Raw genomic sequence first — 24802 nt, 5'->3', positions numbered from 1 at the left:
GCCCCCGGCGTCACCCACCCTCCCGAAAGCCCCCCGAACAACCCCCACCCCCCTACCTGGGCACCACCAACACCCCCACCCCGAAATACCCCCGATCCCCACACCCCCCCGCCGGACACCCCCCCGCCGCCGCAACCGCCACCAGATCCGCCAGCTCCCCCGCCCCCGCCCCCGGATGCAACGCCGCCGCGACCGCCACCGCCCCCGTCACGTGCGCCGCCGACATCGACGTCCCCGCCAGCGCCGCGTACTGCCCGCCCGGCCAGTCCGAAACGATCGCCCCCTCCGCCCCGCCGTCCGGATCCCCGCCCGGGGCCGCCAGCGAGATCCGGCCTCGCCCGTAGTTGGTGTAGGAGGACGGCAGCCCGTCCCGGTTGACCGCCGTGACGGTGACCACCCCGGGCAACTCGCCGGGAAGGCGGATGCACTCGGTGCCCAGGTGGCGGGTGAGGGCGGGCCCGGACACCCGGTCGTTGGGGCTGCGCCGGTCCGTCCGGGCCGCGCCGAGGTCCTGCCCGTCGTTGCCGGCCGAGGCGATCACCACCGCGCCCTTGCGCCGGGCGTACGCGACGGCCCGGCCGACGGCGGCGATCAGCGCCGCCTGGTCCGGGTCCTCCGGGCAGTTGTACTTCCACGGGTCGGCGAAATAGCTGTCGTTGATCGCCTTGGCCCCGTGGTCGGCAGCCCAGAGCATGCCGCAGACGATGTTCTCCGCGTAGTACTGCCCCAGCGGCCCGAGCAGCCTGACGGCGGCGATCCGCACCCCTGGCGCGACCCCGATGACGCCCTGCCCGTCCCTGGCGGCTCCGATGATTCCGGCGACGTGGGTGCCGTGCCCGCTCTCCTCCACCCCGGAGTCGGGCCGCCAGGAGCCGCTGCGGGCGTCCGGCCGCCCGTCGGCGCAGGAGGCCGAGGCCTTCGGGTCGACGGCCGCCCGCAGGTCCGGGTGGGTGTCGTCCACGCCCGAGTCCAGCACCGCGACCAGCACCTTGCGCATCACCTCCGGCCCCGGCACACCGCCGGCCCTGTCCCCCGTCGACCCGGCTCCCGGCCCCGCATGGACCATCGCCAGGTTCCACCCCCCGCCCTCCCCCGGATCCGGCACGGTCCCCGCTCCACCATCCCTCCGATCCCTCCCATCCCTCCGGTCCCTCCGATCCCTCCCGTCCGACCCCCCACCCCGCCCCACCCCAGCCGCGAAGTCCCCGGCCCCGTCCACCTCCCGCGGCGGCCGCACCACCGGCACCGTCCGGGTCGCCCCGACCGCGGCGATCCCCGGCCTGCTCCGCACCCGCTCCGCGAAGCCGCCGGTGGCGTACGCCAGCACCGCTCCGATCTGCGGGTACTCCTGCACCACCTGTCCGCCCGCCGCCCGGCTCTCCTTCCCTGCCTTGGCGGCCCCCGCGGCGTCCTCCCGCTCGGCCAGCACCAGGTAGCTGAGGTAGGCGCGCCCGGGTCCCGACACGTACGGCACGGCGCCACCGGCCACCAGGGCGGTGACCAGCATCGCGAGCAGCGCCCGGGCAGGCCCGCACACCCTGCGGCGGCGCGCCGCACGGAGGGGACCGCCGGACCGGTGCGCCTGCGCCATCCCACGCTCTCCGCTCGTCGGTCCAGTGAGGTCACAACCAATCCGGGCAGCCGTCACGTGATCACCTGCCCGATTCCTCACCATATGAGCTGATCATCATTCCCGCCCCCGCAGCTACACCCGCTTGTCAGCCCCACCCCGCAGCTACACCCGCTTGTCAGTCCCACCCGGCACCATGGGGGCATGGCGCCCCAGCACCCGACCCCGCCCGCCGACGCCCCCCGGCCCGAAACCCCCGGGCCAGACGACCCGCTGGCCGGCTTCGCCCCCGCCACCCGGGCGTGGTTCACCGGTGCCTTCTCCGCCCCCACCACCGCCCAGGCCGAGGCCTGGCGAGCCATCCAGCGGGAGACCGACGTCCTGGTGGTCGCCCCCACCGGATCCGGCAAGACCCTCGCCGCCTTCCTCTCCGCCCTCGACCGGCTCAGCAGCACCCCGCCCCCGGCCGAGACCAAGCGCCGCTGCCGGGTGCTCTACGTCTCCCCGCTCAAGGCCCTCGCCGTGGACGTCGAACGGAACCTCCGGGCCCCACTGACCGGCCTGCGCCAGGCCGCCGTCCGGCTCGGCCTGCCCGAGCCCGAGGTCCAGGTCGCCATCCGCTCGGGGGACACCCCGGCCGCCGACCGCCGCCGCTTCGCGACCCACCCGCCGGACATCCTGATCACCACCCCCGAGTCGCTCTTCCTGCTGCTCACCTCCGCCTCCCGGGAGGCGCTGCGCGGCATCGACACGGTGATCCTGGACGAGGTCCACGCCGTCGCCGGCACCAAGCGCGGCGCCCACCTCGCGCTCAGCCTGGAGCGGCTGGACGAACTGCTGGACCGCCCGGCCCGGCGGATCGGCCTGTCCGCGACGGTGCGCCCGGTCGAGGAGGTGGCCCGCTACCTCAGCCCCCAGCGCGGCGCCGTCGTCGTCCAGCCGGCCTCCACCAAGGAGTTCGACCTCTCGGTGGTCGTCCCGGTCCCCGACCTGGACGACCTGCCCGCCGCCCCGGCCGCCGGCGGCGCCGCCGGCACCGACCCGCAGCGCCAGGCCTCGATCTGGCCGCACGTCGAGGAGCGGATCGTCGACCTGGTCGAGGCGCACCGCTCGACCATCGTCTTCGCCAACTCCCGCCGCCTGGCCGAGCGCCTGTGCAACCGGCTGAACGAGATCGCCCACGAGCGCTCCACCGGCACCGCCGCCCCCGAGGCGCACGCCCCGGCCCAGCTGATGGGCGGCTCGGGCGCCGCCAGGGGCGTGCCCGCGGTGATCGCCCGGGCCCACCACGGTTCCGTCTCCAAGGAACAGCGCTCCCTCGTCGAGGAGGAGCTGAAGGCCGGCCGGCTGCCCGCCGTGGTCGCCACCTCCAGCCTGGAGCTGGGCATCGACATGGGCGCCGTCGAACTCGTCGTCCAGGTCGAGTCCCCGCCCTCGGTCGCCTCCGGACTGCAGCGGGTCGGCCGGGCCGGCCACCAGGTCGGCGCCGTCTCCACCGGCGTGTTCTTCCCCAAGTACCGGGGGGACCTGGTGCAGTCCGCCGTGGTCACCGAGCGGATGCGGTCGGGCCTGATCGAGGCGCTGCGCATCCCGCGCAACCCGCTGGACGTGCTGGCCCAGCAGCTGGTCGCGATGACGGCGCTGGACTCCTGGCAGGTGGACGAGCTGCTCACCGTGGTCCGCCGCGCCGCGCCGTTCGCCACCCTCCCGCAGTCCGCCTTCGACGCCGTGCTCGACATGCTGGCCGGCCGCTACCCCTCGGACGCCTTCGCCGAGTTGCGCCCCCGGGTGGTCTGGGACCGGGTGGCCGGCACGGTGACCGGCCGCCCCGGCGCCCAGCGCCTGGCCGTCACCTCCGGCGGCACCATCCCCGACCGCGGCCTGTTCGGCGTCTTCATCGCCGGCACCACCGCGTCCGAATCGAAGGGTGGTGGTGGGCGACGGGTGGGGGAACTCGACGAGGAGATGGTGTACGAGTCCCGCGTCGGCGACGTGTTCACCCTCGGCACCACCTCCTGGCGGATCGAGGAGATCACCCACGACAAGGTGCTGGTCACCCCGGCCCCCGGCATCCCCGGCCGGCTCCCGTTCTGGAAGGGCGACACCCTCGGCCGCCCGCTCGAACTCGGCCGCGCCCTCGGCGCCTTCACCCGCGAGCTGGGCGCGCTCCAGCCCGAGGCCGCCACCGAGCGCCTCAAGCAGGCCGGCCTCGACGACTGGGCCGCCGCCAACCTGCTGGACTACCTCGCCGAGCAGCGCGCCGCCTGCGGCCACCTCCCCGACGACCGCACCATCGTGGTCGAGCGATTCCGGGACGAGCTCGGCGACTGGCGGATCGTCATCCACTCCCCCTTCGGCGCCCAGGTGCACGCCCCCTGGGCACTCGCCCTCGGCGCGCGGCTGCGCGAGAAGCACGGCCTGGACCCCCAGGTCATGCACGCCGACGACGGAATCGTGCTCCGGCTGCCCGACGCGGACCTGCTCTCCCCCGAGTTCGACTTCAGCAGCCCCTCGGAGCCCACCGGTCCGGCCCGGGACGAGGCCCCGGTCGGCGCCGACGCCGCCCTGTTCGACTCCACCGAGATCGAGCAGCTGGTCACCGACCAGGTCGGCGGCTCCGCCCTGTTCGCCTCCCGCTTCCGCGAGTGCGCCGGGCGCGCCCTGCTGCTCCCCCGCCGCAACCCCGGCCGCCGCACCCCGCTATGGCAGCAGCGCCAGCGCGCCGCCCAACTGCTCGAAGTCGCCTCCGAGTACGGCTCGTTCCCGATCGTCCTGGAGGCCGTCCGCGAGTGCCTCCAGGACGTCTTCGACGTCCCCGGCCTGGTCGAGCTGATGGGGGACCTCGAATCCCGCGCCGTCCGCCTGGTCGAGGTCACCACCCCCGAACCCTCGCCGTTCGCCCGTTCACTGCTGTTCGGCTACGTCGCCCAGTTCCTCTACGAGGGCGACTCCCCGCTCGCGGAACGCCGGGCCGCCGCCCTCTCGCTCGACTCCCGGCTGCTGTCCGAGCTTCTCGGCCAGGCCGAGCTGAGCGAACTGCTCGACCCGCAGGTGCTCGCCGAGCTGGAGGCCGAACTCCAACGCCTCACCCCCGAGCGCCGGATCAAGGACGCCGAGGGCGCCGCCGACGCGCTGCGCCTGCTCGGCCCGCTCACCGAGGCCGAGTTGACCGTCCGCGGGGCCGAGCCGCTGTGGGCCCTGGAGCTGGAGGCCGCCCGCCGGGTGATCCAGGTCCGGATCGCCGGCGAGCAGCGCTGGGCCGCGATCGAGGACGCCGGACGGCTGCGCGACGCGCTCGGCACCCCGCTGCCGGTCGGCGTCCCCGAGGCCTTCACCGAACCGGTCAAGGACCCGCTGGGCGACCTGCTGGCCCGGCACGCCCGCACCCACGGCCCGTTCACCGCCGCCGAGGCCGGCGCCCGTTACGGCCTGGGCACCGCCGTCGTCACCGGCACCCTGCAGCGCCTCACCGCGTCGGGCCGCCTGGTCCAGGGTCACTTCCGCCCCACCGGAAGCCACACCGACCCCGAGTGGCACACCGCCCCGGAGTGGTGCGACGCCGAGGTGCTGCGCCGGCTGCGCCGCCGCTCGCTGGCTGCCCTGCGCCAGGAGGTCGAGCCCGTCCCGCCCCGGGCGCTGGCCGCCTTCCTGCCCCAGTGGCAGCACCTGGCCGGACACCGGCTGCGCGGCCCGGACGGCCTGCTCCGAGTGGTCGAACAGCTCCAGGGCACCGCCCTGCCCGCCTCGGCCCTGGAGAAGCTGGTCCTCCCGGCCCGGCTCGCCGACTACTCCCCCGGCCTGCTGGACGAGCTGATGGCGGCCGGCGAGATCGGCTGGTGCGGCGCGGGCGCCCTGCCCGGCAAGGACGGCTGGCTCAGCCTGCACCTGGCCGAGAACGCCCCCCTGCTCCGTCCGGAGCCGGTGCCGCCCGCGCTCACCCCGCTGCACAGCGCCCTGCTGCAGTCGCTGGCCGGCGGCTACGGCCTGTTCTTCCGCCAGCTCGTCCAGCAGCTGCCGGAGGAGACGGCCGAGCCGGAGGTGGTCGAGGCCCTCTGGGACCTGGTCTGGGCCGGGTACGTCACCAACGACACCCTGGCCCCGCTGCGCGCCCTGCTCGGCTCCGGCCGCACGGCCGGCGCCACCGCCCACCGCGCGCCCCGGTCCACCCCGCGCGGACGTTACGGCGGCGCGGGCCGGGCCTTCGGCAGGGCCGGCGGAGCTCTGCGCAGCGGCCCGCCGACGGTGGCCGGGCGCTGGTCGCTGCTGCCCTCCCTCGCCGCCGACCCGACGGTCCGGGCCACCGCCCAGGCCCAGAGCCTGCTGGACCGGCACGGTCTGCTCACCCGCGGCACGGTGGCGGCCGAACGGGTGCCCGGCGGCTTCGCCGGCGTCTACCGGGTGCTCGCCGCGATGGAGGAGCGCGGCCGGGCCCGCCGGGGCTACTTCGTCGAGGGCCTGGGCGGCGCCCAGTTCGCCATGGAGGGCGCGGCCGACCGGCTGCGCTCGGTCAACGGCCGACTGGAGCGGGCCCGCGCCACCGAGTGGCCGGCCGCGCCGACCGCCGAGCCGCCGCAGTTGCTGGTGCTGGCCGCCGCCGACCCGGCGAACGCCTACGGCGCCGCGCTGCCCTGGCCCGACCCGCCCGCCGCCCCGGGGGCCGAGACCAAGGCGCACCGCCCGGGCCGCAAGGCCGGCGCGCTGGTGGTGCTGGTGGACGGCGAGCTGGCGCTCTACGTGGAGCGGGGCGGCAAGTCCCTGCTGTCCTGGCCGCAGGACGGGGCGACGGTCGCGCTGGCCGCGGGGGCGCTCGCCGGGGCGGTCCGCGCGGGCGCGCTCGGCAGTGTCACGGTCGAACGCGCCAACGGTGAGCCCGCCCTCGGCTCCGACCTCGGCCGCGCCCTGGAGGAGGCCGGCTTCCACGCCACGCCCCGCGGGCTGCGGCTGCGGCCGTAGCGGGGCCCGGGGCCCCGCGAAGGAGCCCGGAAGCCGCGAACGAGCCCGAAGACCACGGAAAAGCCCGGAGGCCGCGGAGTCAACGACCCCGCGGCCTCCGGCCACGTCGATTCACCCGATCGGCGGCGGCGGTGCCTCCACCCGGCTCACGGCCTCCTCGCGCCGGCTCCGGCGCCGCACCGGTCCGGTCGCGTTCCGGTCGGCGTGGACCGGGATGAGACCGAGCCCCCAGCCACCGGCCGCCAGCAGTCCCAGCACCGCGCCGTCGGCCAGCTGCCCCCGGACGGCCACGAGCCACCAGGCGAGCCCGGCGGCGAGGGCGATCAGGACCCAGCGGACCGGCCATGGCACCGCGCGCCGCACCCGCAGCCGTATTCGGGCCACCGTGCGCACCGTCACGATCCTCCGCACGACCGCCCTCCTCCGCTCGCCCCGGGTATCGGCAACCCGGGAGTCGAGGCCGGATCAGGCAGCGACCACGTCCATCGCGGCAGCCTTGGGCGACATGTTCGCCCGGTCGGCGCCGGGGGCGGGCAGCGGAACCGGTTCGAGTACCGGCCTCAGCAGATCACCTTCGGAGAGGGTGGCCATCGCCGCAAGTTCGGCGAGCGACAGTTCGTCGCTGACCTCGCGCATGACCTCGGACATCCGGACGTCGAGCGCGTCGCAGATGGCGGAGAGCAGCTCCGAAGAGGCCTCCTTCTGTCCCCGCTCGACCTCGGAGAGGTACCCGAGCGAAACCCTGGCGGCCGCCGACACCTCGCGGAGTGTGCGGCCCTGGCGCTGGCGCTGCCGACGCAGTACATCGCCCAGTAGGCGACGGAGCAGGATCATCGGTGCCTCCCTCCTCGGACTGCGGATCGAGATGTCACGCCCCCACCGTACCGCCTTGCCCGCTTCGCGTGCGGGGACCCTGGTCGTGTTCACTCTGGGCTGCAAGGCCGTCCCCCTCCTTGTTCCGGTGTCGTACCCGGGTTCGCGGGCCCCTCGTGGTACCCGACCTGGCCCACCCGGCCACCGTCACGCAACTCGTTCGCCACCTGGTTTCTGCCCAACCAGGCCGTTGGATGTAACACGATCCTCCAGCTGTGCCATACCCGTACGCCAGTTCGGCAGATCTCGGTTCGGTGGAGATCCGTCCGCCGGCCGTCATCGATCGAGTCGGCCGGCGAGCAGTTCCAGTGCGGCGGTCACCGCGTCGTGACGGATTGTGGCACGAGCGCCCGACAGCAGGGGCGAACTGACCAGAGTTCCCCCCGGGCCGGCGACCGCCAGGTGTACGGTGCCCACCGGCTGTCCGTCCTGCGGGTCCGGACCGGCCACTCCCGTCGTCGCGAGCCCGTACGTGGCCCCCAACAGGGTGCGCACGCCCTCGGCCATCTGCCGGGCCACCACCGGGTGGACCGGACCGTACACGTCCAACAGGCCCTCGTCCACCCCCAGCACCGAGGCCTTGAGCTCGGTCGCGTACGCGGTGACCGAGCCGCGGAAGGTGGCGGAGGCCCCGGGGACGTCCACCAGCGCGGCGGCCAGCAGCCCTCCGGTGAGCGACTCGGCGACGGCCAGCGTGCCGCCCTCGGCCCGCAGTGCGGCGTGCACCCGTTCGGCCAGCTCGTGGTCCGTCACCGGAGGTCCCCCCGTTCCTAGCGGTCCGCGTGCCCCGCGGACATGCCCTCGCGGCGCAGTCGCAGCGCCTGCCCGACGTAGTCCAGCGCGGTGCCGACGGTCAGCAGCACCGCCAGGCCCATCAGGACCGCCCGCCCGGTGGCCAGCCACCCGTGCAGGTCCAGCACGTACATGCCGACCGCGATGCCCTGGGTCAGCGTCTTGAGCTTGCCGCCGCGGCTGGCCGGGATGACCCCGAAGCGGATCACCCAGAAGCGCATCAGGGTGATGCCGAGCTCACGGGCCAGGATCACCGCGGTGACCCACCACGGCAGGTCGCCGAGCACCGAGAGGCCGATCAGCGCCGCGCCCATGATCGCCTTGTCGGCGATCGGGTCGGCGATCTTGCCGAAGTCGGTGACCAGGCCCTTGCGACGGGCGAGCTCGCCGTCGAAGAGGTCGGTGATCATCGCGATGGCGAAGGAGGCCCAGGCGACCGAGCGCCACTTGGGGTCGTGCCCGCCGTCGGCGAACAGCAGTGCCACGAAGACCGGCACCAGCAGCAGCCGGACCATGGTGAGCACGTTGGCGATGTTCCAGACACCCGGCGCCGGCGGCAGGGCGGCCGCCGGTCTGCCCGGGTGGGCCGCGGCCGGGGCGCCGGGCCCCTTGGTCATTCGCCGGCCCCCGGAGCCTCGGCCCCCGCGGTCCTGGGCACTCGGACCTGCTCCAGCGCCTCGGCGATCAGGTCGACGCCCTCGCTGGCCACCACGGTGGCCCGCCAGAACTGTCCGACCTGCGGGTCCTCGACGCCGTGCAGGGTGGTCAGGCCGTCGGTCTCCGGAGCCTGGTGGGCGGAGCGGCCCTCGACCACGCCGTCCTCGATCGACTCGATCAGCACCTCGACCTCGGTGCCGATCCGCTGCTCGGCCCGCTGGGCGGTCATCTCCTCGGCGAGCCGGCTCAGCCGGTCCACCCGGTCGGCGACGACGTCCTCGGGCAGCTTGCCGTCGTAGGTGGCGGCCTCGGTGCCGTCCTCGTCGGAGTAGCCGAAGACACCGATCGCGTCCAGCCCGGCGTGGGTGACGAAGCGCTCCAGCTCGGCGAAGTCCTCCTCCGTCTCACCGGGGAAGCCGACGATGAAGTTGGACCGGGCGCCGGCCTGCGGGGCCTTCTCCCTGATGGTCCCCAGCAGATCCAGGAACTGGTCGGTGGAGCCGAAGCGGCGCATCCGGCGCAGCACGGCGGGCGCCGAGTGCTGGAAGGACAGGTCGAAGTAGGGCACCACGTCGGCGGTCCCGGTCATCGCGTCGATCAGACCGGGGCGCATCTCGGCCGGCTGCAGGTAGGAGACCCGCACCCGCTCGACGCCCTCGATCGCGGAGATCTCGCCGAGCAGCGTCTCCAGCAGGCGGATGTCGCCGAGGTCCTTGCCGTACGAGGTGTTGTTCTCACTGACCAGCACGATCTCGCGGACGCCCTGTCCGGCCAGCCACTGGGCCTCGTTCAGCACGTCGGAGGGGCGGCGGGAGATGAAGGAGCCGCGGAAGGCCGGGATGGCGCAGAAGGAGCAGCGCCGGTCGCAGCCGGAGGCGAGCTTGACCGAGGCGACCGGGCTGTCGTCCAGCCGCTTGCGCAGGGTGCGCGGGCCGGAGGCCGGGGCGAGGCCCTCGGGCAGGTCGGCGATCGGCTCGGCGGCGGCCTCGGCGCCGTGGCCGGGCAGCGCGACGGCCTCGGCGGCGGACTGCCGCTCGGCCGGGCTGATCGGCAGCAGCTTGCGGCGGTCGCGCGGGATGTGCGGCGCGTGGTGGCCGCCGGAGAGGATGGTCTGCAGGCGGTCGGAGATGTCCGCGTAGTCGTCGAAGCCGAGCACCCCGTCGGCCTCGGGCAGCGCGTCGGCGAGCTCCTTGCCGTACCGCTCGGCCATGCAGCCGACCGCGACGACGGCCTGGGTGCGGCCGTGCCCCTTGAGGTCGTTGGCCTCCAGCAGGGCGTCGACGGAGTCCTTCTTGGCGGCTTCGACGAAGCCACAGGTGTTGACGACGGCGACATCGGCCTCGGCGGCATCGTCGACGAGCAACCAGCCGTCGGCTTCCAGTCGCCCGGCGAGTTCCTCGGAGTCCACCTCGTTGCGGGCGCATCCGAGCGTGACAAGGGCGACAGTGCGGCGTTCAGGCATAGGGCCAAGATTAACGCGCGGCCTCCGGTGCCGTTCGCCCCGGAGTCCGCGCGCCACGGATCAGCTGATCATCGACGGCCCCCGCGGGCCCTGTGGTCAGCCTGCCTGCGGGTCTCCGGGGGTGTACGTGACGTGCACCACCTGGCCGTCCTTGCCGAGGACGCCGAGGTCCTTGCCGTTGACGTACGCGTGCACGGCCCCGCCGTTGCCGAGCACCAGCTTGATCTGCTTGGGGTCGGTGAAGGTCTGGTCCTGGCCGTCGCTGATGTTGTTCTGGAACAGCGACTTGCCGTTGCCGTCCATCGCCGAGACCCAGCTGGTGCCCTGGGCGACCAGCTTCACGGTGACCTTGTCGGCCGGGACGGCGGCGATCGCCGCGGCGCTCGGGGCGGGCGCCGGCGGCTGGACGCTCGGCGTGACCGGGGCGACCGAGCCGGTGCCGGAGCCGCTGGGTAGCGGCGCACTGGCGGAACCGGTACCGGTGTGGCCGCTCCTGCCGCTCACCAGGTTGAAACCGATCAGGGCGACCACCGAGACGATCGCGGCGACCATCGCCGCCGCCCAGTTCGGCCGGCTGCGGGCCGGCACCTTGATCGGACTGCTGTCGATCAGCTGGGTGGCCGGGCGCCTGGACGCCGGCGAGCCGCCGTGCGCGTCGTCGAAGCGGGCGACCAGCGCCTCGGCGTCCGCGCCGACCGCCTGGGCGATCGACCGGATGTGCCCACGGGCGTAGAAGTCGCCGCCGCAGCGGCCGAAGTCGTCCTCCTCGATGGCATGGACGATCGGCACCCGCACACGGGTGGCGGTACTCACCTGGTCCACCGTGAGTCCCGCCTCGATCCGGGCGGCGGACAGCACCCGGCCGATGCTCGGGGCATCGGCCGCCTGCACCTCGTCGTCGGTCGGCTCGACGGACGACGGGGCGTTCTCGCGGTCGGAGGACTTGCCGATGGTCACGGGGCACGCCTTTCGAGCGGATGGCCACCTGCTGGAGAACAGTCTAGGGGCGCGGGCGGATCGTTTCTCAAGCGGAGCGGGCCGAATGCGCGCGCCCGCCCCGACCGGGGTTCCGGCCCTCGCTGACCGGTGGTCAGCGAGGGCGCACGACGGAACCCGGGGTGCGCTTCGCGCCCTGTGACGCGCCGTACGGACGCTCGGTTCCCCCCTCCCGCGCCTACCCTCCTCCGAACGAGTGAACACCCCCGGAGGGCACGGTCCGTCAGCCCCTCAGGGTGACCAGCACCCCGTCCAGTTCGTCCGGCTTCACCAGCACGTCGCGGGCCTTGGAGCCCTCGCTCGGACCGACGATCCCGCGCGACTCCATCAGGTCCATCAGCCGGCCCGCCTTGGCGAAGCCGACCCGGAGCTTGCGCTGGAGCATCGAGGTCGAACCGAACTGGGTGGAGACCACCAGCTCGGCCGCCTGGATCAGCAGGTCCAGGTCGTCGCCGATCTCCTCGTCGATCTCCTTCTTCGGACCGGCCCCGGCCATCACGTCGTCCCGGTAGACGGCGCTCAGCTGGTCCTTGCAGTGCTGCACCACCTTGGCGATCTCCGCCTCGGTGACGAACGCGCCCTGCATGCGGATCGGCTTGCTCGCGCCCATCGGCAGGAACAGCGCGTCGCCCTTGCCGATCAGCTTCTCCGCGCCGGGCTGGTCCAGGATGACCCGGGAGTCGGCCATCGCGGAGGTCGCGAACGCCAGCCGGGACGGCACGTTGGCCTTGATCAGACCGGTCACCACGTCCACCGAGGGCCGCTGGGTGGCGAGCACCAGGTGGATGCCGGCAGCGCGGGCCAGCTGGGTGATCCGGACGACCGAGTCCTCGACGTCGCGCGGGGCGACCATCATCAGGTCGGCCAGCTCGTCGACGATCACCAGCAGGTACGGGTACGGCCGGAGCTCCCGCTCGCTGCCCAGCGGCGGGGTGATCGTGCCGGCCCGCACCGCCGCGTTGAAGTCGTCCACGTGCCGGAAGCCGAACGCCGCGAGGTCGTCGTAGCGCATGTCCATCTCGCGCACCACCCACTGGAGGGCCTCGGCGGCCTTCTTCGGATTGGTGATGATCGGCGTGATCAGGTGCGGGATGCCCTCGTACGCGGTCAGCTCGACCCGCTTGGGGTCGACCAGCACCATCCGCACCTCGTCCGGGGTGGCCCGGGCGAGGATCGAGGTGATCAGGCAGTTGATGCAGGAGGACTTGCCCGCGCCGGTCGCACCGGCCACCAGGATGTGCGGCATCTTGGCGAGGTTGGCCATCACGGTGTGGCCCTCGACGTCCTTGCCCATGCCGACGACCATCGGGTGGGTGTCCTCGGCGGCCGTGCGCGAACGCAGCAGGTCGCCGAGGTTGACCATCTCGCGGTCCCGGTTGGGGATCTCGATGCCGACCGCGGACTTGCCCGGGATCGGGCTGATGATCCGCACGTCCGGGCTGGCCACCGCGTACGCGATGTTCTTGGCGAGCGCGGTGATCCGCTCCACCTTGACGGCCGGGCCGAGCTCGACCTCGTAGCGGGTGACCGTCGGGCCGCGGGTGAAGCCGGTGACCTTAGCGTCCACCTTGAACTCGGCGAAGGTGCCGGTGAGCTGGGCGACCACCTCGTCGTTCAGGGCGCTGCGGGCCTTGGCCGGGCCGCCGCGCTCCAGCAGGTCGAGCGAGGGCAGCGCGTAGGTGACGCCCTCGCCGAGCTGCAGCTGCTCCATCCGCACCGGCGCCGGGCCGTGCTCCGCGGGCGCGCCCGGGCCGCCGTTGCGGGCGGCCGGGACGGCGGGCTCCTCGGGCGCCGCGGTGAGGTCCTTGACCTGGTGCATCATGTCCGCCACCGCCGAGGAGGCGGGCACGCCGTAGACCAGTGCGCCGTCCAGGTCGGCGGCCGCGCCGGCGGCGAGGTCCCGGGTGGCGTACGGGTCCAGCGGTTCCCTGTCCAGGGGCCCCTTGTCCAGGGAGACGCGGACGGCCTCCGGCTGCTCCTCGTCGTCCTCGACGGACTGCTTGCGCCGGCGGCGGCGACGGCGGGCGGCGACCTCGTCGACCGGGCCGTCACCGTCGGTGTCCACGGTGAAGGGCAGGGCCTCGGGGTCGGCGTCCTCCGGCGGATCGGTGGACAGCTCGCGCTCCGGCGTACGCCCCCAGTGCGGGTCCTCGGGGCCGGGCTCGACCACGCCGAGCCTCACCCCCACCCCGCGCAGCCGCTCGCCGATCCGGTTGACCGGGGTGGCGGTGACCACCAGCAGGCCGAAGAAGGCCAGCAGCAGGAGCAGCGGCACGGCCAGCACCGCGCCGGCGGCGGCCATCATCGGGGTGGACGCGGCCCAGCCGACGATCCCGCCGGCCGCCCTTATCCGGGAGGCCCCGCTGCCCATGGTGGGCGCGCCGCAGCCGATGTGGACCAGACCGAGGACGCCGACCAGCAGCGTGCTCAGCCCGATCACGATCCGGCCGTTGGCCTCCGGCAGCTCCGGGTGGCGCCAGAGCCGGATCGCCATCCCGGCCAGCAGGAACGGCACCAGCACGTCCAGCCGCCCGAACAGCCCGGACACCACCGCGGTGGCCGCCCCGTTCAGCCAGCCCTCCGAGCTGAACCAGGTGCCCGCCGCGACCACCAGGGCGAGCGCGAACAGCAGCAGCCCGATCCCGTCCTTGCGGTGGGCCGGGTGGAGGTTCTTGGCACCGTCGCCGAAGCCGCGGAAGATCGCGGCGATAGGGCTCGCGAGGGCGTTGAGGGCGCTCATCAGCACCGACCGGCGCTGCGGGGGCGGCGGGGCCGACTTGGCGGCCGCCCTCTTCGCGGGGGCCTTGCGGGGGGCCGCCTTCTTCGCGGGCGGCTTGCCCGGGGCCTTGGCCGCGGCCTTCTTGGACGGTCCCGGACTCGGTTTGCGTGCGGCGTTTCCGGGCGTACGAGTGGCCATGGGTCAGCAGCCTACCGGGGCGCACGACCCGAGCACATGCGGCCGAGCCGGGGCGCCCGCACGTGTCGCAGACACACCGTCACGCTGACCGCGTTTCACCCGCTCGCAGCAGCAGGACCACCCGCACGGGTGAGGCCCGGGGGCGGGTCTAGGCGCTGCCGGGGCGCATCGCGTCCAGGGCCCGGCGCAGGCCGGCCAGCTTGCGCTCCAGGTGGGCCGCGGTGGCGGCCACCGCGGCGTCCTCGGCCCCGTCCAGCTGCTTGCCCAGCGCCTCCGCCTGCTCCTCGACCGCCGCCAGCCGCGCGGACAGCTCGCCGAGCAGCGCCCCGCCGAGGGCCTGCTGCTCGCCGCCCGCCTCCAGCTGCAGCCGCAGCAGCGCGGCCTGCTCCTTCAGCTGGCAGTTCTTGACGTACAGGTCGACGAAGACCGAGACCTTGGCCCGCAGCACCCACGGGTCGAAGGGCTTGGAGATGTAGTCCACCGCGCCGGCCGCGTAGCCGCGGAAGGTGTGGTGCGGGCCGTGGTTGATCGCGGTCAGGAAGATGATCGGGATGTCCCGGGTGCGCTCACGGCGCTTGATGTGGGCGGCGGTCTCGAAGCCGTCCATCCCGGGCATCTGGACGTCCAGCAGGATCACCGCGAAGTCGTCGGTCAGCAGCGCCTTGAGCGCCTCCTCGCCGGAGGCGGCGCGCACCAGCGTCTGGTCCAGGGCGGAGAGGATCGCCTCCAGCGCCAGGAGGTTCTCCGGCCGGTCGTCGACCAGGAGGATCTTGGCCTTCTGCATCGGGGCTCGCCCTCCTGTCGCCTGCCTGCTGCCCGGTGTGGGCACTCGCGTACTGCCCACCGCTACCCCGGTCATGCTAGCCGCACCCCTCGCCCGGCACATCGCTCCGTCGTGACCCGGTCCGGAGCGGCGCGCGGCCAGTGCTCCGGCGCACGCTCAGCAGCGTGTCGCCGTCCGGTCACTGTTCGCAACGCTCGGTGACCCTACCGGGTTCCCGGGCCCGACCGCCAGCAAACCGGCCCACCGGCGGGCGCGAACCCGGAGTTCGCGCCCGCCGGCCCCTCACGCGCGGTCGCCGTTCAGCCACTCCGCCATCACGGACAGCAGGTGGTCGGTCTCCACCGGCTTGGTGATGTGGTCGGTGGCGCCCGCCTCCAGCGACTTCTCGCGGTCGCCCTTCATCGCCTTGGCGGTCAGGGCGATGATCGGCAGGCCGGCGAACTGGGGCATCCGGCGGATCGCCTCGGTGGTCGCGTAGCCGTCCATCTCCGGCATCATGATGTCCATCAGGACCAGCGCCACGTTCTCGTGCTGCTCCAGCATCTCGATGCCCTCGCGGCCGTTCTCGGCGTAGAGCACGGTCAGCCCGTGCTGCTCCAGCACGCTGGTCAGGGCGAACACGTTGCGCACGTCGTCGTCCACGATCAGCACCTGCTGGCCGTCGAAGCGGGCGCGGGCCGGCCGGGGCTGCTGCACGGGCTCGACGGCCCGGGGCGCGGCAGCGCTCTCCAGCGCGGCGGTGCGCCGGCGCTCCATCGCGCCGCGGCGGCGCTCCTCGGCCATCTCCCGGACCTCCTGGGCCCAGTGGTCGGCCGGGCTCTCACCGACCGGCACCGGCAGGCCCACCGGGGTCACCCCGACCGAGGCGCGCGGCGCCGGGGGGTTCGCGGCGCCCGGGCGCTCGGCGGGCCGCTCGGCGGCGGCGTCCGGGGCGTCGGTGCGCAGCGGCAGGTAGAGCGTGAAGGTCGAGCCCTTGCCCAGCTCGCTCTCGGCGTGGATCTCGCCGCCGAGCAGCCGGGCGATCTCGCGGCTGATCGACAGGCCGAGGCCGGTGCCGCCGTACTTGCGGCTGGTGGTGCCGTCGGCCTGCTTGAACGCCTCGAAGATCTCCCGCAGCTTGTTGCCGGGGATGCCGATGCCGGTGTCGGAGACCGAGAAGGCGATCAGCTCGTCGTCCGGGCCCTGGATCGAGCCGAACTCCAGCAGCCGCTCGCGCACGTGCTGGGGGACGTCGCGGCCGGCCGGGCTGATCGAGAAGTCGACGCCACCGGTGTCGGTGAACTTGACCGCGTTGGAGATCAGGTTGCGCAGCACCTGCTGGAGCCGCTGCTCGTCGGTGTGCAGGGTGACCGGCAGGGCGGGCGAGACCCGGACCGCGAAGTCCAGGTTCTTGTCGACCGCGACCGGCTGGAAGGTGGCCTCGACGTAGTCGACCAGCTGGACCAGGGCGATCCTGGCCGGGCGGACGTCCATCTTGCCGGCCTCGACCTTGGACAGGTCGAGGATGTCGTTGATCAGCTGGAGCAGGTCGGAGCCGGCGCCGTGGATGGTGTCGGCGAACTCGACCTGCTTGGGCGAGAGGTTGCCCTCGTTGTTGTCGGAGAGCAGCTTGGCCAGGATCAGCAGCGAGTTGAGCGGGGTGCGCAGCTCGTGCGACATGTTGGCGAGGAACTCGCTCTTGTACCGGGAGGCCAGGGCGAGCTGCTCGGCGCGCTCCTCCAGCACCTGCCGAGCCTCCTCGATCTCGCTGTTCTTGATCTCGATGTCGCGGTTCTGCTGGGCGAGTTGCTCCGCCTTCTCCTGCAACTCCTCGTTGGTGCGCTCCAGTTCCTCCTGGCGTGCCTCCAACTCGGCGGACCGCATGGAGAGTTCGGCGGTGAGCCGCTGGGACTCCAGCAGCAGGCCCTCGGTCTTGGTGTTGACGCTGATGGTGTTGACGGTGACGCCGATCAGGTCGGCGATCTGGTTGAGGAAGTCCAGCGCGACGGTGGTGAAGGAGCTGAAGGTGGCCAGCTCGATCACGCCCAGCAGCCGGCCCTCGAACAGCACCGGCAGCACCACGATGTGGGTCGGTGAGGCCTCGCCGAGGCCGGAGGCGATCTTGAGGTACCCGGGCGGCGCCTCCTTGACGATGATCGCCCGCTTCTCCACCGCCGCCTGGCCGATCAGCGACTCGCCCGGCCGGAAGGTGGTCGGCATGGCCCGCCGCTGGTAGCCGTAGCTGCCGATCAGGCGCAGCACGGTGTCGTTCTCGTCGTCGTCCTCGGTGATCAGCTCGGCGGTGCGACCGGCCGGCTGGGCGAGGAAGAAGGCGCCGTGCTGGGCGGAGACCACCGGGGTCAGCTCGGTCATGATCAGCGAGGCGACCGCCTCCAGGTCCCGGCGGCCCTGCAGCAGGCCGGAGATCCGGGCCAGGTTGGTCTTGAGCCAGTCCTGCTCCTGGTTGGTGCGGGTGGTCTCGCGCAGGTTGGCGATCATCTGGTTGATGTTGTCCTTGAGCTCGTCGAGCTCTCCCGCGGCGTCCACGTCGATCCGCAGGCTCAGGTCGCCCCTGGTCACCGCGGTGGCGACCTGGGCGATCGCGCGCACCTGCCGGGTCAGGTTGTTGGCCAGCTCGTTCACCGACTCGGTGAGGTCCTGCCAGGTGCCGTCCACCCCGGGCACCCGGGCCTGGCCGCCGAGCCGCCCGTCGGTGCCCACCTCGCGGGCGACCCGGGTGACCTCGTCGGCGAAGGCCGAGAGCTGGTCGACCATGGTGTTGATGTTGGTCTTGAGCTGGAGGATCTCGCCGCGCGCGTCGACGTCGATCTTCTGCGAGAGGTCGCCGCGGGCGACCGCCGTGATCACCAGCGCGATGTTGCGGACCTGGCCGGTGAGGTTGTTGGCCATCTGGTTGACGTTGTCGGTCAGGTCCTTCCAGATGCCGGCCACGCCCGGCACGCTCGCCTGACCGCCCAGGGTTCCGTCGGTGCCGACCTCGCGGGCGACCCGGGTGACCTCCACCGCGAACGCGGACAGCTGGTCGACCATGGTGTTCAGGGTCCCCGCGAGCGTCGCGATCTCGCCCTGCGCGTCGATGGTGATCTTCTTGGAGAGCTCGCCGCGGGCCACCGCGGAGGCGACCTCGGCGATGTTGCGCACCTGGCCGGTCAGGTTCGAGGCCATGAAGTTGACGTTGTCGGTCAGGTCCTTCCAGATCCCCGACACCCCGCGCACCCGCGCCTGGCCGCCCAGGATGCCCTCGGTGCCCACCTCGCGGGCGACCCGGGTGACCTCGTCGGCGAACGCCGACAGCTGGTCGACCATGGTGTTCACGGTGGTGACCAGCTCCAGGATCTCGCCCCGGGCGTCGACGGTGATCTTCTTCGACACGTCGCCGCGGGCCACCGCCGTGGTCACCTCGGCGATGTTGCGCACCTGACTGGTCAGGTTGTTGGCCATCAGGTTGACGCTGTTGGTCAGGTCCTTCCACGTCCCGGACACCCCGGGCACGCTCGCCTGGCCGCCGAGGATGCCCTCGGTGCCGACGTCCCGGGCCACCCTGGTCACCTCGTCGGCGAAGGAGGACAGCTGGTCGACCATCGTGTTGATGGTGTTCTTCAGCTCCAGGATCTCCCCGCGGGCGTCCACCTGGATCTTCTGCGAGAGGTCGCCCTTGGCGACCGCGGTGGTCACCTGGGCGATGTTGCGCACCTGGTCGGTGAGGTTGTTCGCCATGAAGTTGACGTTGTCGGTCAGGTCCCGCCACACCCCGGCCGCCCAGGGCACCTGCGCCTGGCCGCCGAGCCGCCCCTCGGTGCCCACCTGGCGGGCCACCCGGGTCACCTGTTCCGCGAAGCCGGAGAGCTGGTCCACCATCGTGTTGATGGTGTTCTTCAGTTCCAGCATCTCGCCGCGGGCGTCCACCTCGATCTTCTGCGAGAGGTCCCCGCGCGCCACCGCCGTGGTCACCTGGGCGATGTTGCGCACCTGGCCGGTCAGGTTGTCGGCCATGAAGTTCACCGAGTCGGTCAGCTCGCGCCAGACCCCGGCCACGCCCGGCACCTGCGCCTGACCGCCGAGCCGGCCCTCCGTGCCGACGTCCCGGGCCACCGTGGTGACCTGCGCGGCGAACCCGTTCAGCTGGTCCACCATCGTGTTGACGGTGTTCTTCAGCTCCAGCATCTCGCCGGCCACGTCGACGGTCACCTTGCGGGACAGGTCGCCCTTGGCCACCGCGGTGGTCACCTGGGCGATGTTGCGCACCTGCGCGGTCAGCCGGCCCGCCATGGTGTTGACCGAGTCCGCGAGGTCCTTCCAACTGCCGGACACACTGCGGACCTTCGCCTGCCCGCCGAGCTTGCCCTCGGTGCCCACCTCGCGGGCCACCCGGGTCACCTCGTCGGTGAACTCCGAGAGCTGGTCCACCAGTCCGTTGACGGTCCGGCCGATCTTCAGGTACTCGCCGCGCAGCGGGTGGCTCACCCCGTTGCTGTGCAGCGACCGCAGCTCCATCTTCTGGTCCAGGTCGCCCTCGGCGATCGAGGTCAGCACCCGGCCCACCTCGGCCATCGGACGGGCCAGGTCGTCGATCAGCGCGTTGCAGTTGTCGACGGCCGCCATCCAGGCGCCCTCGCCCGCGCCGGTCTCCAGCCGCTCGTTCAGCCGGCCCTCACGGCCGACCGCCCGCCGCACCCGCGCCAGTTCACCGGTCAGGTGCTGGTTGCGCTCGGCGACCTCGTTGAACACCGCGGCGATCTCCGCCAGCGGCCCGTCGCCCGGAACCGTCAGCCGGCGCCGGAAGTTGCCGTCCCGCATCGCCGTCAGCGCGGCCAGCAGCTTGCGCAGCTCGGCGGGCTCCGCGCTGCGGTTGTGGCCCGATCGCCGGCCGGCCGCGATCCGCGGCGCGGTCCCGGACCGCCCGCCGCGCGGCGCGGGCGGCGTCGTACCGGTAGCGTCCTTGGTGGCGTCCTTGGTGGCCGAACTCAACGGGGCCCCTCCCACATCGTGTGAACTGTCCGGTGACCGCCGCGCCGGTACGGCACGAACCCGGGCACCGGCCCGGCTGGGCTGCGCGCCGGCCGGACCTCGGCCCACCGGCACCCACACGACCGTACTGCTCCCACCGGCCGTCGCGGACCCCCCAGTCTGGCAGCACCGGCGTCGGGTATACGGCCGGTTGCACTCGGTTGTCCCCGCACCGTCCGAAACAGGTGGGCAGAATCACTCTCCGGTGCCTGTTTCACGGCCCGGCCCCCACGGGGAACCAAGCGGAAAGTAGGGTGGAGCGCTGCACCGGGCCACGACCCGACCCAGCGCCGCCTCACCGCGACGGCGCGCACGGGGAGGTCGGCGCCGTACCCCGGACAGGACAGGGCCAGAGCAGCAGAGGAGAAGTGGGCAACGTGGTCACTGCGCGCGCAGCCGCCACCTTCGACCCCGACGGCAGGTCCGCGGCCGCCGCCCGGGGCTTCGTCCGGGATGCGCTGCTCGGCTGGGGCCTGCCCGAGGTCGTCGACGACGCCGTCGTCCTGGTCAGCGAACTCGTCACCAACGCCGTCGTGCACGCCGGCACCGCCGCCGAGGTCAGCTGCCTGCGCGAGGAGCAGACGGTCCGGATCGAGGTCACCGACCACCACCCCGAGCGCGGCCTGCCCTCGCTCGGCGACGGCCCCGTCTCCGCCTCCGACCGCTACGCCGACCCCGACGGCGAGGGCGGCCGCGGCCTGCTGATGTGCTCCGCCCTCGCCGAGCGCTGGGGCGTCGAGTACGCGGCCGGGCAGAAGACCGTCTGGTTCCGGCTCACCCTGCCCGCACACGTGGTCGGCACCCGCTACGCCGTTCCCGCCACCCCCGGCAGCGACCTGCCCAGCAGCCGCGGCCCGGTGCACGTCGCCGTCGTCCAGCTCGACGAGGACGGCCGCGTGCTGGCCTGGAACCCCGACGCCGAGGCGCTCTTCCAGCACCCCGCCGCCACCGTCCTCGGCCGCCCGTGGGCCGACCTCGCCGTCTGGCCGCAGACCCCCGGCCGCGGCCCCGGCCTCACCGACACCCTCCGGCTGGCCCGTTGGGAGGGCGGCTACGGCCTGCGGCTGCCCGACGGCGAGGAGGTCGAGGTCTACGGCGTCCAGGTGCGCGTGCGCGACACCGAGGGCGTCCCCTCCACCCTCTGCCTGCTCGTCCTCGAAGCCGACCGCGCCGTGCTGCGCTCCCCCGCCCGCGCCCTGCCCGGCGAACGCCCCGACGTCGCCGTGCCCCGGCTCGACCTGCTGGCCGGCCCGGTCGCCACCGACGACCTGGAGCCCCTGCTCCAGCGCACCGTCGAACGCGCCCGCGACCTGCTCGACGCCGACGCCGCCTACCTGCTGCTCACCACCGACGACGAGACCGAGTTCGAGGTCCGCGCCGCCACCGGCCTGACCACCGGGCACCGCCGGCACGCCCGCTTCCCGGTCGAGACCGGCAACCGCTACGACTCCGCCCGGCTGCCCTCCGTCCACGAGGACCTCACCGCCCGCCCCACCGGCCTGCCCCTGCTCGCCGACAGCGGCATGCGCTCCCTGGTCACCGTCCCGCTCAAGGTCGAGGGCCGCCTCATCGGCTCCCTCGGCATCGCCACCGCCGCCCCCGGCCGCTACGACAACGAGGACGCGCTGCGATTGCAGTTCGCCGCCGACCGGGTCGCACTGGCCATCGAGAGCACCCGGCTGACCGAGCTCGAACGGCTGCGCCGCGGCTCGCTCTCCTTCCTCGTCGAGGCCTCCGACCTGCTGGCCGGCACGCTCGAACACGAGCAGACCCTCGCGCTGATGGCCCAGATGGCCGTCCCCACGCTCGCCTCCTGGTGCGCGGTCTACACCAACGGCGACCACAGCTCCCCCGCCGGGCTCGCCTTCGTCCTGCACGAGGACGAGGACCGGATCGACTCACTGCGCGACCTGCTCGACAAGACCACCTCGCCCGAGGCCGGCCCCACCTACGGCGTCCGCTTCTGGACCGCTCCCACGGACACCGCCGCCGCCCACGGCCTCACCGACAGCCCCGAACTCGCCGGTCTGCTCGGCGAGACCGTCGTCCTGCCGCTGACCGCCCGCAACCGGGTCATCGGTCTGCTCGCGCTCGGCGTCCCGGCCGGCGTCCGGTTCCGCCAGGAGATCCTCGAACTCGCCGAGGACCTCTCCCGGCGGGCCGCCCTCGCCCTCGACAACTCCCGCCTCTACTCCGAGCGCACAGCCACCAGCCAGGCCCTGCAGCGCAGCCTGCTGCCGCCGGACCTGCCGGAGATCCCGGGCGTCGAGGTGGACGTCTACTACCAGGCCGCGGGCGAAGGCAACGAGGTCGGCGGCGACTTCTACGACCTGTTCACCATCCGCGAGGGCACCTACGGCTTCGCCATCGGCGATGTCTGCGGTACCGGCCCCGAGGCCGCCTCCGTCACCGGCCTGGCCCGGCACTCCCTGCGCCTGCTCGCCCGCGAGGGCCTGGACGCCCCACAGGTGCTGAGCCGGCTCAACGCGGCCATCCTGGACGAGGGTTCGCGCAGCCGCTTCCTCACCCTGCTCTACGGCGAACTGACGCCCCGTCCGGACGGCAGCACCGAACTGTCCCTGGTCTGCGCCGGCCACCCGCTGCCGCTGAGACTGCGCACCGACGGCCAGGTCGACCGGGCCGCCACCCCGCAGCCGCTGCTCGGCGTCATGGAGGACCTCGAACTCACCGCCGAGCACCTGGTGCTATCCCCCGGCGAGGTCCTGCTCTGCGTCACCGACGGCGTGACCGAACGCCGGGAGGGCCGAAGGATGTTGGGCGACGACGGCCTCGCCGAGGTGCTCACCGGCTGCACCGGCCTGACCGCCGGCGCGGTCGCCATGCGGGTGCAGCGAGCGGTCGAACGCTTCGCCCCCGAGCCGCCGTCCGACGACATGGCGATCCTGACCCTGCGGGTGCCCGACCAGCGCCAGTCCTGAGCACCCCCCAGCTGACGCAGTCACAAATTGTTATCTTCACAAGGGTACAAGCGAACCGGGCCGGGTAAACCGATCTCGCCGGGGAATCTCCCCGGCGAGGACGTGACCAGCGGCTCTCCGCCGGCCCACCACTTCCGACCTCACTTCTGACCGCCGCCCGCGCACGCTCCAGCCGTGCGCCCTCGGCGCGGTCGCGCGCACCCACCCCTCGACACCACACCACAGCGTCACTGCGCCCTGCGCGCGCACAGAGTGAAAGGAGCCCACGGTGAGCAACGACGCTACCGGGGCAACGAACGCCCGCTCCACCGGAGCCGACGCGGGTAACCTCGGCTACCTCGCCCTCGGCCTCACACTGCTCGCCTACGGCCTGCTCTCCACCGGGATCCTGCACCACACCGGCGTCGGGGACGCGGCCCACCTCGCCCACCTGCTCGGCGGCGTCACCCTCTTCGTCGCGGGCCTCTGGCAGCTCCGCCGCGGCGAGGGCTTCACCGGGACCGCCTTCACCAGCCTCGGCGCCTTCTGGGCGACCTGGTCGATGGCGGGCGGCGCGAGCAAGAACGCCGCCGGTCTGTTCCTGCTGCTGTGGGCCCTGCTCGCCCTCAGCCTCACCGCGGCCGGCTGGGGCGCGGGCCTGTTCAGCCGCGCCGTCTACGGCCTGTTCACGCTCTCCCTCGTACTGAACGCCATCGCGGTCTTCGGCGGCTACAGCGGTCTCGGCAAGGCCGCCGGGTGGATCGCGGCCGTCGCCGGGCTGGCCTCCTGGTACTGGGCCACCTCCGCGCTGAGCAACGGCTCCTGGGGGAGGATCGCCCTGCCGGTCAAGTGACCTGCTGCGGCCGGTCGTCCTTCGGGCGGCCTCCTGTGGGCCGGTCCTCGGCAGCGGTACGGGGTCGGGTCTCCGTCTCGGCGGAGGTCCGGCCCCGTCGGCGTGCCGCCAACGCCAGGACGGCATAGGCGAAGAGCAGGATCGCGACCGCGACGATGCCGTCCGCCCAGAAGTGGTTGGCCGTCACCACGACCACCGCGACCGTCAGCACCGGGTGCAGCAGCACCAGCCAGCGGAACGGACTCCGCGACACCCGCACCACCGCGACCGCCGCCAGCACGCACCAGGCGACGTGCACCGAGGGCATCGCCGACAGCTGGTCGGCCACCACCACCCCGCCGACCGCGCCGCCGTACACCGACTGCCCGTACTCCGCGGCCACGTCGACGAACCCGCTCTCCGGCAGCATCCGCGGCGGCGCCACCGGGACGAACTGCACCAGCAGGCAGACCGCGGTGGTGATCACCACCGTGTTGCGCACCCACGCGTAGCGCTCCCGGTGCCGCAGGAAGACCCAGAGCAGCACGCCGAGCATGACGGCGAAGTGCATCACCGCGTAGTAGTAGTTCGCCAGCCGCACCGCCACCGGGTACGGCGTGACCGCCGCCTGCCAGGACGCCTCGTCCGGCAGCCCGATCTCCTGCTCGGTCCGGTGGATCCAGCCCGCCCGGTCCAGCGCGTGGTCGGCGCTCATCACGGACAGGTGCCCCACCAACTGCCACAGCGCGAACAGCGCCAGCAGCGTGCCGGCCTCCCGCAGCAGCGCCGAAACCCCCGGCTTCCGGACCCTCGCCGCCGCGTACGCGCCTCCGTGGAGGACGACGGCGGCGCCCCCGGCGGTCTGCCAGGTCAGGGTCAGATTCTGCATTGGCAGAGGGTAACGCAAAAAGACCCCCTCCCGAATGGGAGGGGGTCTTTTTGGAATAATTGTTCGGCGGCGTCCTACTCTCCCACAGGGTCCCCCCTGCAGTACCATCGGCGCTGTGAGGCTTAGCTTCCGGGTTCGGAATGTAACCGGGC

Annotated in this window: 14 protein-coding genes and 1 rRNA gene; 3 read left to right on the top strand and 12 right to left on the bottom strand. The window is 73.3% G+C overall.

Going from position 1 to position 24802, the window contains the following annotated elements; all coding sequences use genetic code 11:
* Nucleotides 1-52 precede the first annotated feature (52 nt).
* The gene (locus ACIRVF_RS42040; protein WP_402830278.1) at nucleotides 53-1591 is read right to left on the bottom strand and encodes a S8 family peptidase; all 1539 of its coding nucleotides are present in this window, start codon (nucleotides 1589-1591) and stop codon (nucleotides 53-55) included.
* Between the two features lie 183 nt (nucleotides 1592-1774).
* Between ACIRVF_RS42040 and ACIRVF_RS42035 the strand changes: the two genes are divergently transcribed.
* Nucleotides 1775-6523, top strand: coding sequence for an ATP-dependent helicase (locus ACIRVF_RS42035; RefSeq protein WP_402830275.1), 4749 nt, complete (start codon nucleotides 1775-1777; stop codon nucleotides 6521-6523).
* A 111-nt stretch (nucleotides 6524-6634) separates the two neighbouring features.
* Here the strand turns inward: ACIRVF_RS42035 and ACIRVF_RS42030 are convergent, their stop codons facing one another.
* The 9 genes from ACIRVF_RS42030 to ACIRVF_RS41990 all read right to left on the bottom strand — a co-directional run bounded on the left by ACIRVF_RS42030 (nucleotide 6635) and on the right by ACIRVF_RS41990 (nucleotide 19801).
* A complete protein-coding gene (locus tag ACIRVF_RS42030) occupies nucleotides 6635-6907 on the bottom strand; it encodes a hypothetical protein (RefSeq protein ID WP_402830273.1) in 273 nt (90 codons plus the stop codon).
* Nucleotides 6908-6988: 81 nt separating this feature from the next.
* Entirely contained in the window at nucleotides 6989-7357 is a 369-nt protein-coding gene (locus tag ACIRVF_RS42025) for a helix-turn-helix domain-containing protein (RefSeq protein ID WP_030290911.1), read from the bottom strand.
* 315 nt (nucleotides 7358-7672) lie between these two features.
* Nucleotides 7673-8149 carry a CinA family protein gene (locus tag ACIRVF_RS42020; protein ID WP_402830271.1) on the bottom strand — a complete coding sequence of 159 codons (477 nt, stop codon included), beginning with the start codon at nucleotides 8147-8149 and terminating at the stop codon, nucleotides 7673-7675.
* 17 nt (nucleotides 8150-8166) lie between these two features.
* The gene (pgsA, locus tag ACIRVF_RS42015) at nucleotides 8167-8805 is read right to left on the bottom strand and encodes a CDP-diacylglycerol--glycerol-3-phosphate 3-phosphatidyltransferase (protein ID WP_402830269.1); all 639 of its coding nucleotides are present in this window, start codon (nucleotides 8803-8805) and stop codon (nucleotides 8167-8169) included.
* Nucleotides 8802-10307: a 30S ribosomal protein S12 methylthiotransferase RimO gene (rimO, locus tag ACIRVF_RS42010; protein ID WP_402830267.1), complete on the bottom strand. Its 1506-nt coding sequence runs from the start codon at nucleotides 10305-10307 to the stop codon at nucleotides 8802-8804. Before rimO ends, pgsA begins: the two co-directional genes overlap by 4 nt.
* A 96-nt stretch (nucleotides 10308-10403) precedes the next feature.
* Nucleotides 10404-11264: a helix-turn-helix domain-containing protein gene (locus ACIRVF_RS42005; RefSeq protein WP_402830265.1), complete on the bottom strand. Its 861-nt coding sequence runs from the start codon at nucleotides 11262-11264 to the stop codon at nucleotides 10404-10406.
* Between the two features lie 262 nt (nucleotides 11265-11526).
* The gene (locus ACIRVF_RS42000) at nucleotides 11527-14220 is read right to left on the bottom strand and encodes a DNA translocase FtsK (RefSeq protein WP_402830264.1); all 2694 of its coding nucleotides are present in this window, start codon (nucleotides 14218-14220) and stop codon (nucleotides 11527-11529) included.
* 148 nt (nucleotides 14221-14368) lie between these two features.
* Nucleotides 14369-15004 (bottom strand): two-component system response regulator, encoded by a 636-nt coding sequence (locus tag ACIRVF_RS41995; protein WP_402830262.1) that lies wholly within the window; start codon nucleotides 15002-15004, stop codon nucleotides 14369-14371.
* Between the two features lie 282 nt (nucleotides 15005-15286).
* Complete coding sequence (locus tag ACIRVF_RS41990; protein WP_402830280.1) at nucleotides 15287-19801, bottom strand: HAMP domain-containing protein; 4515 nt, start codon at nucleotides 19799-19801, stop codon at nucleotides 15287-15289.
* A gap of 587 nt (nucleotides 19802-20388) precedes the next feature.
* On the opposite strand from ACIRVF_RS41990, the gene ACIRVF_RS41985 reads away from it, so the two are divergent.
* Together ACIRVF_RS41985 and ACIRVF_RS41980 are read left to right on the top strand one after the other, a co-directional pair.
* A complete protein-coding gene (locus ACIRVF_RS41985) occupies nucleotides 20389-22950 on the top strand; it encodes a SpoIIE family protein phosphatase (RefSeq protein ID WP_402830259.1) in 2562 nt (853 codons plus the stop codon).
* A gap of 268 nt (nucleotides 22951-23218) precedes the next feature.
* A complete protein-coding gene (locus tag ACIRVF_RS41980; protein WP_402830257.1) occupies nucleotides 23219-23782 on the top strand; it encodes a GPR1/FUN34/YaaH family transporter in 564 nt (187 codons plus the stop codon).
* Here ACIRVF_RS41980 and ACIRVF_RS41975 read toward each other — a convergent pair.
* Both ACIRVF_RS41975 and rrf read right to left on the bottom strand, forming a co-directional pair.
* The gene (locus ACIRVF_RS41975) at nucleotides 23775-24650 is read right to left on the bottom strand and encodes a phosphatase PAP2 family protein (RefSeq protein ID WP_402830255.1); all 876 of its coding nucleotides are present in this window, start codon (nucleotides 24648-24650) and stop codon (nucleotides 23775-23777) included. The two genes, ACIRVF_RS41980 and ACIRVF_RS41975, sit on opposite strands and share 8 nt — an antisense overlap.
* A 61-nt stretch (nucleotides 24651-24711) precedes the next feature.
* Nucleotides 24712-24802: ribosomal RNA gene (gene rrf, locus ACIRVF_RS41970) — 5S ribosomal RNA — on the bottom strand; the annotation flags it as partial.

The organism is Kitasatospora sp. NPDC101157 (assembly GCF_044768255.1).
Taxonomy (GTDB): Bacteria; Actinomycetota; Actinomycetes; order Streptomycetales; family Streptomycetaceae; genus Kitasatospora.
Note: the sequence above shows the minus strand (reverse complement) of the source record. Positions and strands in the feature narration are given on the sequence as shown.

Coding starts and splice junctions, on each gene's coding strand:
- ACIRVF_RS42040 (WP_402830278.1), bottom strand. CDS start 1,591: ATGGCGCAGGCGCACCGGTCCGGCGGTCCCCTCCGTGCGGCGCGCCGC.
- ACIRVF_RS42035 (WP_402830275.1), top strand. CDS start 1,775: ATGGCGCCCCAGCACCCGACCCCGCCCGCCGACGCCCCCCGGCCCGAA.
- ACIRVF_RS42025 (WP_030290911.1), bottom strand. CDS start 7,357: ATGATCCTGCTCCGTCGCCTACTGGGCGATGTACTGCGTCGGCAGCGC.
- pgsA (WP_402830269.1), bottom strand. CDS start 8,805: ATGACCAAGGGGCCCGGCGCCCCGGCCGCGGCCCACCCGGGCAGACCG.
- rimO (WP_402830267.1), bottom strand. CDS start 10,307: ATGCCTGAACGCCGCACTGTCGCCCTTGTCACGCTCGGATGCGCCCGC.
- ACIRVF_RS42000 (WP_402830264.1), bottom strand. CDS start 14,220: ATGGCCACTCGTACGCCCGGAAACGCCGCACGCAAACCGAGTCCGGGA.
- ACIRVF_RS41995 (WP_402830262.1), bottom strand. CDS start 15,004: ATGCAGAAGGCCAAGATCCTCCTGGTCGACGACCGGCCGGAGAACCTC.
- ACIRVF_RS41990 (WP_402830280.1), bottom strand. CDS start 19,801: ATGCGGGACGGCAACTTCCGGCGCCGGCTGACGGTTCCGGGCGACGGG.
- ACIRVF_RS41975 (WP_402830255.1), bottom strand. CDS start 24,650: ATGCAGAATCTGACCCTGACCTGGCAGACCGCCGGGGGCGCCGCCGTC.